The 7577-nt window shown below is 42.1% G+C and carries 14 protein-coding genes; 9 read left to right on the top strand and 5 right to left on the bottom strand.

All coding sequences use genetic code 11. The features are described from left to right. The 3 genes from FT643_RS14785 to FT643_RS14775 form a co-directional block, all read left to right on the top strand. The coding region (locus FT643_RS14785; RefSeq protein WP_156872173.1) for an IS3 family transposase at positions 1-309 on the top strand (309 nt) is incomplete at its 5' end. A gap of 83 nt (positions 310-392) precedes the next feature. Next, a complete protein-coding gene (locus tag FT643_RS14780; RefSeq protein ID WP_156872172.1) occupies positions 393-815 on the top strand; it encodes a tlde1 domain-containing protein in 423 nt (140 codons plus the stop codon). After that, the gene (locus FT643_RS14775; RefSeq protein ID WP_156872171.1) at positions 812-1141 is read left to right on the top strand and encodes a hypothetical protein; all 330 of its coding nucleotides are present in this window, start codon (positions 812-814) and stop codon (positions 1139-1141) included. Before FT643_RS14780 ends, FT643_RS14775 begins: the two co-directional genes overlap by 4 nt. Positions 1142-1176: 35 nt before the next feature. Here the strand turns inward: FT643_RS14775 and FT643_RS14770 are convergent, their stop codons facing one another. From FT643_RS14770 to FT643_RS14760, 3 genes are all read right to left on the bottom strand, one after another. Then, positions 1177-2121, bottom strand: a complete 945-nt coding sequence (locus FT643_RS14770) for an IS110 family RNA-guided transposase (RefSeq protein WP_156872170.1) — start codon at positions 2119-2121, stop codon at positions 1177-1179. 880 nt (positions 2122-3001) lie between these two features. Further along, positions 3002-3400 (bottom strand): type II toxin-antitoxin system VapC family toxin, encoded by a 399-nt coding sequence (vapC, locus tag FT643_RS14765; RefSeq protein WP_156872169.1) that lies wholly within the window; start codon positions 3398-3400, stop codon positions 3002-3004. Next, positions 3397-3591, bottom strand: a complete 195-nt coding sequence (locus tag FT643_RS14760) for a type II toxin-antitoxin system VapB family antitoxin (protein WP_156872168.1) — start codon at positions 3589-3591, stop codon at positions 3397-3399. The genes vapC and FT643_RS14760 overlap by 4 nt, the downstream gene beginning before the upstream one ends. A gap of 234 nt (positions 3592-3825) precedes the next feature. Here FT643_RS14760 and FT643_RS14755 point away from each other — a divergent pair, with 234 nt between their 5' ends. Next, on the top strand, positions 3826-4320 hold the full coding sequence (locus FT643_RS14755; RefSeq protein ID WP_156872167.1) for a hypothetical protein: 495 nt from the start codon (positions 3826-3828) through the stop codon (positions 4318-4320). A 64-nt stretch (positions 4321-4384) separates the two neighbouring features. Here the strand turns inward: FT643_RS14755 and FT643_RS14750 are convergent, their stop codons facing one another. Then, positions 4385-4795 carry a type II toxin-antitoxin system VapC family toxin gene (locus FT643_RS14750; protein ID WP_156872166.1) on the bottom strand — a complete coding sequence of 137 codons (411 nt, stop codon included), beginning with the start codon at positions 4793-4795 and terminating at the stop codon, positions 4385-4387. Next, the gene (locus FT643_RS14745; protein ID WP_156872165.1) at positions 4792-5034 is read right to left on the bottom strand and encodes a FitA-like ribbon-helix-helix domain-containing protein; all 243 of its coding nucleotides are present in this window, start codon (positions 5032-5034) and stop codon (positions 4792-4794) included. The genes FT643_RS14750 and FT643_RS14745 overlap by 4 nt, the downstream gene beginning before the upstream one ends. 237 nt (positions 5035-5271) lie before the next feature. Here FT643_RS14745 and FT643_RS14740 point away from each other — a divergent pair, with 237 nt between their 5' ends. The 5 genes from FT643_RS14740 to FT643_RS14720 all read left to right on the top strand — a co-directional run bounded on the left by FT643_RS14740 (position 5272) and on the right by FT643_RS14720 (position 7542). After that, the gene (locus FT643_RS14740; RefSeq protein ID WP_156872164.1) at positions 5272-5565 is read left to right on the top strand and encodes a type II toxin-antitoxin system RelE/ParE family toxin; all 294 of its coding nucleotides are present in this window, start codon (positions 5272-5274) and stop codon (positions 5563-5565) included. Positions 5566-5575: 10 nt separating this feature from the next. After that, positions 5576-5893 (top strand): HigA family addiction module antitoxin, encoded by a 318-nt coding sequence (locus tag FT643_RS14735; protein ID WP_156872163.1) that lies wholly within the window; start codon positions 5576-5578, stop codon positions 5891-5893. A 186-nt stretch (positions 5894-6079) separates the two neighbouring features. Next, on the top strand, positions 6080-6433 hold the full coding sequence (locus tag FT643_RS24070) for a transposase (protein ID WP_156872162.1): 354 nt from the start codon (positions 6080-6082) through the stop codon (positions 6431-6433). Positions 6434-6548: 115 nt separating this feature from the next. Continuing rightward, positions 6549-6875 carry a hypothetical protein gene (locus tag FT643_RS14725; RefSeq protein WP_156872161.1) on the top strand — a complete coding sequence of 109 codons (327 nt, stop codon included), beginning with the start codon at positions 6549-6551 and terminating at the stop codon, positions 6873-6875. 352 nt (positions 6876-7227) lie between these two features. Beyond that, on the top strand, positions 7228-7542 hold the full coding sequence (locus FT643_RS14720; RefSeq protein WP_156872160.1) for a hypothetical protein: 315 nt from the start codon (positions 7228-7230) through the stop codon (positions 7540-7542). The last annotated feature ends 35 nt before the right edge of the window (positions 7543-7577 follow it).

The raw sequence follows: 7577 nt of genomic DNA, 5'->3' as shown, positions 1-7577 counted from the left end.
GACTTGATCGTACATTCTGACCGGGGCGTGCAATATCGAGCCAATGAGTACGTGGATTATCTTACCGCTGAAGGGGTGATCCGAAGCATGAGTCGGAAAGGCAACTGCTGGGACAATGCAGCAATGGAATCATTCTTCGGCAGGCTGAAGGTGGAGCTGATCTATGCTAAAAACTATCAGTCGATTGAGGAGGCTCGCTCGGGTATATTTGCTTACATTGAAATATTCTACAATCGTAAAAGAAGACACTCAGCCAACGATGGGCTTAGCCCTGTCGCATTTGAGGAAATTGCAGTATTAGCTGCTTAGTTAGAGTGTCTACTTTTTGTGGGGAACACCATCAACATTCTGAAACTGAGCAGGATCTTTGGATTTGGTTACAAGGAAGTATTATGGCAAAAATTATGTTCAACGTTGTCAGAGAAATGCTTTACGTTTCTAGTGCAACACATTCGATCACATTGCAAGCCACAAGTGGAAAGGGTACTTGTATGAGTAATCCTTCATGTGAAGAAACACCCTGGGTTGGTCCAATTCCAGCAGGCAATTATTACTGTAAAGGAAATGAGCTTACTGATAGGCCACTGGTTTGGGATGTATTAAGGACACTTATAAATCAAGTCGATTTTGGAGATTGGAGAATTCCCTTGCATGGAGAAAGTGGTGGTAGAGGTGGATTTTTTATCCATTGTGGAACGAGACTAGGCTCTGCTGGCTGTATCGATGTTGGTGGCGGGATGTTAGGATCAGAAAAAACAGACAGTTTGAAGCAGATCTTGATGAATAGCAGTCTGACTAAGGTAACCGTAATATGATGGCATTCATTCTTTCACTAGCTTTTGTCACTTGGTCTGTTAATAGTGCTTTGTCTGATGTTCAACAAAATGTATTGGGTGTTTATTTAGTTGCAATAGGCATTTTGTTTTTTCTTGGGTGGAAGTTTCCATATGGAAAGTCTATCCAAACTATTTCAATCTTTACTTTTTTATGTATAGCGTTTTCATGTGGAATTATTGCATTAATAAATGATTTTGAAAATGTAGCGAGCATTCTTATCCTTTGTCTTTCTTCTACGTTAATCGTATTTACTTTACCTGTATCGCTTGGGAATACATTTAGCAAAAGGTTGCATCGTGTCTAACAAGTGACTGTGGTGTCAATAGTCCCAAATTATATTCAATGTGCCCATAACTCATTCCGTTTTACCATGGTGTTTAATATGGTTATGAACTTTCTCATTACTGCAGTTAAGGCTACCTTTTTGTGCTTTCCTTTCTTGACCAGATGACGATAAAAGCCACTTAGAATGGGATTGCATTGAATAGCGCTCAGGGTGGCCATGAACAGCGTTGTTCTCACTGCATGACGACCACCTATGATGCGACGCTTGCCTTTTAAGTTTCCACTGTCTCGATTCATTGGGGCCAGTCCAGTTAGAGCGGCGATCTGTTTGTTAGAAAGCTCACCCAGTTCAGGCAGGTCTGCAAGCAGTGTGTATACAAGGGTGTCGCCAACACCGGGCATACTAAGAAGAATTTCTTTTCGTTGAGACCATTCATCCTGCTGTTGGACAGCTTTGGCTAAGTGGTTCTCGGTCCACCTAATTTCCTGGTTGAGTGATTTGATGATACGGTTGCAGGAACGCTCGACCTTAGAGCCCATGATCTTTTCACGGTTGTATTCTTGGGTGCGCATTTCTACCAGCTGGCGACGACGGCAGATTAAGTCTCTGATTAGGCGTATATTTTTGCCTTTATGGGCGCACGGCTCAGGTTTCATCATTGCCGCGAAGTTAGCGATGACTTTGGCATCGATTTTATCAGTTTTGGCTAACTGGTTATCAGCTTTTGCGAAACTGCGAACGCGAATAGGGTTAACAATGCACACAGGTAGGCCTCTCTCAAAGGCAGCAGTGGCAAAATCCAATTCGTATCTGCCGGTGGCTTCTAGAACAATTCTGGATACCTTGAATCGACAGATAATCTTAAGGGCTTCCCGAATCCCGTTGGGTGAATTCTCGACAGAGAAATGTCGGTCTCTTTCAAGAATATGAATGTCCAATTGAAATTTCCCGACGTCAACGCCGATATTGATTCCTGCTCGTTGTTTAGGGTTTGTCATGGTGACTCATCCTTGCTAAATTCGGGCTCAGAGGCCCATGCGACTGTTCGAGTTAAAAATCGGGTCGGATCAGCGCCCACACTTGTTAACGGTTTCTTAAAACCTCCGGTGCACCGAGCTACTGATCCGGTAACTTGCTGCAACAAGTTACGGGCCTCACTTTATCGAATTTGGGGGAATTGAACCATACAAGCCGGTGCATCGTGGACCCAAACTGCGCGGCGCAAATTTGTTGTTCACTTCGTTCACGTTACCACAAATTTACGCCGCGCAGTTTGGGCTAATGACCGGGGCGTTAGAACGATGTGCCAATGTTTATACTGAATTCCAAACATCTTGTGGCTAAGTTGTATTTGATTCTTTCTGGGATATTCCTAGTGCTGTACTGGAGTTCAATATCAGCGATTCTAGTAGCGAAATATTTCCATTACACGTATTACGATTTAATAGATCACAAAGTGCTACTTGAGCGTATGCTTTCTATTCCAATAACTGAAATCATCACATACCGGCACCCTATTGTATTTTTTGTGATGGCCGCCAATTTTGTTCTTTTTCCTTTGTTGATTTTCTCCAATTCCAAGGATCGCTATCGAAACGTATTCGTTATGATGGCAGTTTGTTTTCCAATCGCTTTGTTTGGTTTATTATCAATTATTATGTCAATCATATACGACGGATTTCAACATGATGGTGAATGGCTCTGGGAGCACTGGCCAATCTATGAATCCTACTCGTTATGGTGGATTCTACTTAGTTTGATTGGGTTCTACATTTACGTTAAGAGCATAAAGCGCAGTGGATTTAACTGTTAGCAATCGCGTATTGATTCAATTATTTCTAACAAACACATGCACGTGGCCCCCCTGTGATGTGAGCGTTAGCATTCAGCAACAGAGCGCAGATCTAAATATTTTACGAACGGATCAAAATCACGATCGGTATAGAGCAACGGAATTTTATGCTGTATGCAATAACTGGCAATTATTACATCATTTGTCTTTCGGATAGTGATTCCCTTTTTCCGTAGGTATCGGTAGTTGTTTGCGCATGGTTCAACCATACTACTATTAAAGATTGAGTATTGTTCTAGTGTCGACAATCTGCTTTTAATGAGTTTGTAGTCCTTCTCACTCTTAAAGCCTTGGAGTATTTCCAAAAATATGAGATCAGCTATGGCTACAGTTCCGTCTATGAGTGCAGCGTCCAACAGTTCTGTGTGGGGCGATTCTTTACCGTTGAGGTAGTCGATCCAAACACTGGTATCGACTAGAATCATTTGCAACCTCTAAGCTCGTCAAGGTCGCCTTCCCACTTCAGCTTGCCGCGAAGCTCTCTTATAGATTGTTGGTGAGTTCGCTGAATGATTAGTCTAAGCCCTTGTTCTACAACATCTTTTTTTGTGTTAAGACCGCTGGCTTTTAATGCCTTGGCCATAAGCTCGTCATCAATTACGATATTAGTTCTCATAAGTGCTGCTCTGTGTATAAAATAGTTGTTTTTACACATTAACATCGGAAGCAATCAGCATCAAGGCAAATTTTAAAGGTCTGGTTTGCACCCCAAAGAGGGTGGGGCGATAGCGTGGTCAATGCTAACCAGCACATGAGCAGGGACGTGGTTTCGCTCCGAAAATTTGCGAATGCTTCGCATTTTATTCGCAAATTTCCTCCGCTACACCACGCCCGTTATGTGAGGCGTTATGTGAAAAAATATTCAGTGGGTACGAAAAAGATACTTCCAATAATTGTTGTGCTTTGGTTCGTTTGGTCAGTTGTAAATCCTTCGGTTATTTGTAGTACTTTATGGGTTTGGCTTTGTTTAATTCCGGGAGGTCTTCTTACTGGCCTATTGTATCCAGCTGGCATTATTAAGATTCTGCCAGGCAAGAATTTACGTAATGTGGTGACCGGTTTAATAGTATGGATAGTAAATAGTTTTTTCATTTTATACGCTATTCCACAGACGTATGGACTCTTTTTATCAAACTCAGCGTCAACTATTGAGTTAACTGTATCGAGAAAGAGTGATACCCGCAGGCAAGCAAATCGCTTGGAATTTAAAGAGTTTGATTGCCCTTTTTGTGGGATTAAAGTTGATGATAAAACATGGAATAGTATTAAAGTTGGCGAGAGAATTAAGATTGAGGGAAGTAATACGTGGTTCGGCTTAATTATTTATAGTATACAACTTCATTAAAACTTGCTTAGAAGCACAGATGTCACATAGCAAACAAAAGCACTTGGACCCAAAAGGCAGGGCGTTATGGCAGCGTAGACATATAATCTCTCGGCGTCATAGCAATATCGGGAAAAGCTTTGATCAGCTTTTTGTCTACGGTGATCAATGTCGTATCGAGTGTTTTGGCGATAGATACAAACTCGCAGTCATAGGCAGAGCAACTTGACTGTTTTGCTAATGACAAAACAGAATTTGAATTTACGGTGTATTCGTTTCCAGCTAATTGCTGTTCTGCCTGTAACTGCATTTGCAATGCAGTCTCTAGATCGATAATACTTTTGCGAATGTACAATGCGAGGATGTTTCTAAACTCGCTTCGCCAAAGTATCGGTGCGACCCAGTTGGAGTCTATTTCTAATAAAGCTTCAACATCTGACGTGAAGTCTGTAGGAAGGTAGAGATATGCAATGGTATTGGTATCTGCAACTATCATTCACGACCTTCATTCTTTGCTGAATTGATCTCATCTACATCAATACGTTTAACCAATACTCTACCCCTAAGTAGTTTAGCCGCTTCTTTAAGGTCAGAAGAAGATAGCTTTGTAGGTAATAAAGTTCTTTCTAAACAATAGATTAATTCGCTATTGATGCTTCGGTGATGAGCATTTGCAGCTTGTTTCAGGTGTTCGTAAAGATCGTCGGGTATATTCTTAATAGTCAAAGAAGCCATAAATACCACCAATATGGTTGCGTTTTGGTTGCATTGTGCTTCTCCAGATTCGCGTTGTCAATATGCCATTACAAAGGCAAGCACGGGAACCAGCTACGCTCCGCCAATTTGCGGTTCACTTCGTTCACTTTACCGCAAATTGCCTCCACTGCGCTGGTCCCAGGTTGCCGGCGTTAAGCCTAATCTACTTCGCGTATATACTTGACGTAGTATGGATGCCGAGATACCCATGCTTTCATGATTGTGTCATTTAAAGATAAAGCCACGGACGACATCTTTAATGGTCTTGCTTCTCGCAATGCCAGAAAGGCGTGCCCCCAGAATTTGTGGCGTGTTGCACGGAGAAAGCTTGATCAATTGGACTCTGTCACAAATCTAGACGAATTGATGGTTCCGCCTGGCAATAGACTCGAGCTCTTATCTGACGATCGAAAGGGCCAACATAGCATACGCATAGATGGTCAATATCGAATTTGTTTCGTGTGGATTGATTCGGGTCCTTCCGACGTGGAGATAACTGATTATCACTAAGAGGTGAAATATGGTTCGTATACCGACTAATAGACCTCCGACCCATCCTGGCGAAATGCTGTTGGAGGATTTTTTGATTCCAATGAATATTACACAGCGGGATTTGGCTGATGCTATTCATGTCCCATATCAAAGAGTCAATGAAATAGTTAATCAAAAACGTGGGGTAACACCAAGTACGGCATTAAGGCTGGCTCTTTTTTTTAATTTATCAGCTGATTTCTGGCTTAATCTGCAAGTGCGTTGGGACCTATATAAGGCTCAACAGTCAGAGGGTGAAGAGCTCAAAAGAATAGTTGATTGTAGTCATTTCAAAAAAATGGCTTAACAAATTGCAGCACGCAGACCCAGTTGCGCCGCAAAAATATGTGGTCGCTGCGCTTTTACCACATATTTTCACGTCGCAACTGGGCTGGTGTGTAAGGCGTTCAAACTGTAGAAAATTAGATTACTTCGGGATTTCAAAGGGCAGTTTCATTGAAATAGCCGTATAAACAGTTTATCGGATTCTCGAATGCCCAATTATCTGACCGACAATCTAAATCAAAGTGTATTTCTCGATATAAACTATCTTGATGTGCTGGGTCACAATACTTTCGAATATAGCCTCTATAAGCTACTTACAGAAACACTGGATCTATCCGAATTTCATCAGCGTTACAAAAATAGTAACGTAGGTCGCAAGGCTTACCCACCTGAATTATTGTTGCGAGTGATCTTTTACGCCTACTATCGCGGAGTGACATCCAGTCGATCAATAGGAAGGCTCTGCAAAACAGACCTGAAGTTCATGGCGCTCGCTGAGAATAGGCAACCTCATTTCGCCACCATAGCCGATTTTGTTAGTGGGCACTGTGTAGACTATTAACAAAATAGATTCGTAGCTAGTTTATGCGTACTATCAAGTTTAAATTACATTTTTTGCACACACATGAAGCTTCGTACCGCTGCTTTAGGCATTTTGCACCAGGAGAGCGTACTCGGTGATAGCTGACGAATTCGAAAGCAATCAAGCAATTCTTAGAAAGATTGAATCTGTTGGTGGCGGATATGTCTGGGAGCCCGAAATATTCGCGGTAACAATGCTGGATATACCAATAGACGAATGTCTCGCTAAGTTAGTATGTAAACTGCGTGGTGTTCGTCAGATTGCTATAAATTGTAGAAATATTAGTTTTTCCGCGTTATTGGAAATATCTAATATTCCGGGATTGCAGGTATTAGTGGTGTCGGAACTCCATATTATGGAGCAAGAATATGGTACGTTGTTAGCTTCATGCCCGGAAGTTGTCGTGGTAGGTTGTTCATAAAAGCGGTTCCATTTGGCGTAAGATTTGGGCGTTATGCGATGGTCATTCCAGTAGCTTGGCGCTCAATGTCATGGTGGAGTGAGGAAAAAGTTCATAAAAACCTAAGTTCTGCACAGGGTCGGGCATGTTCGAGCAGAGAAATATAAAGAATGTATGATTGTTGACCAATTTGCGGAATTTTATAGAACATGTAATGAATTAACTGAAGTAGAAAAAATGCTTCTACGGAATGAGTATTTGCTGTTTCACGAAAATCATGAAGAGCGTCTATCGGTTTTAGTTGGTAACGAAGCTAGAAAATTTATGAAGCAATACTACACCAAATACCCCGAGTGAAAAGGCCAAAAATGCCTTGGCAGTCGAACGCAAGATTACATGTCGCTTGGTTGCGTGTGGGGTGATTGCGAAAAAATGCGTTCGGGCTTGGTTGATTGGTGAAGGTTTTCCCCTCGACAGTGCGACCTGCTACCCCCTTATCGAAACCGCGAAGGTCAATGATTTGGGGCCTTATGCGCACACCGGGTGTGTGCCGGGGCACATCAGCTCTGCTGAAATGCCGGGAGAGATCAAAGCGAATTTAACGGCTTTTCTTTATCTACAATTTGAAGTCTTTAAGAAGCGAGTTTTTAGAAGGCAGGGTATTGGTCAAGAACTGATTAGGGTGTAATACGTGATGTGTTCGAATAGGGAGTTGGAGTACTT

The organism is Ketobacter sp. MCCC 1A13808 (assembly GCF_009746715.1).
Classification (GTDB): domain Bacteria; phylum Pseudomonadota; class Gammaproteobacteria; order Pseudomonadales; family Ketobacteraceae; genus Ketobacter.
The sequence above is the reverse complement of the archived record's forward strand: the minus strand, read 5'-3'. Positions and strand labels throughout refer to the sequence as shown.

What these genes read in the sequence shown, in the direction of transcription:
- FT643_RS14780 (WP_156872172.1), top strand. Translation starts at nt 393, where the DNA reads ATGGCAAAAATTATGTTCAACGTTGTCAGAGAAATGCTTTACGTTTCT.
- FT643_RS14775 (WP_156872171.1), top strand. Translation starts at nt 812, where the DNA reads ATGATGGCATTCATTCTTTCACTAGCTTTTGTCACTTGGTCTGTTAAT.
- FT643_RS14770 (WP_156872170.1), bottom strand. Translation starts at nt 2,121, where the DNA reads ATGACAAACCCTAAACAACGAGCAGGAATCAATATCGGCGTTGACGTC.
- vapC (WP_156872169.1), bottom strand. Translation starts at nt 3,400, where the DNA reads ATGATTCTAGTCGATACCAGTGTTTGGATCGACTACCTCAACGGTAAA.
- FT643_RS14760 (WP_156872168.1), bottom strand. Translation starts at nt 3,591, where the DNA reads ATGAGAACTAATATCGTAATTGATGACGAGCTTATGGCCAAGGCATTA.
- FT643_RS14750 (WP_156872166.1), bottom strand. Translation starts at nt 4,795, where the DNA reads ATGATAGTTGCAGATACCAATACCATTGCATATCTCTACCTTCCTACA.
- FT643_RS14745 (WP_156872165.1), bottom strand. Translation starts at nt 5,034, where the DNA reads ATGGCTTCTTTGACTATTAAGAATATACCCGACGATCTTTACGAACAC.
- FT643_RS14740 (WP_156872164.1), top strand. Translation starts at nt 5,272, where the DNA reads ATGATTGTGTCATTTAAAGATAAAGCCACGGACGACATCTTTAATGGT.
- FT643_RS14735 (WP_156872163.1), top strand. Translation starts at nt 5,576, where the DNA reads ATGGTTCGTATACCGACTAATAGACCTCCGACCCATCCTGGCGAAATG.
- FT643_RS24070 (WP_156872162.1), top strand. Translation starts at nt 6,080, where the DNA reads ATGCCCAATTATCTGACCGACAATCTAAATCAAAGTGTATTTCTCGAT.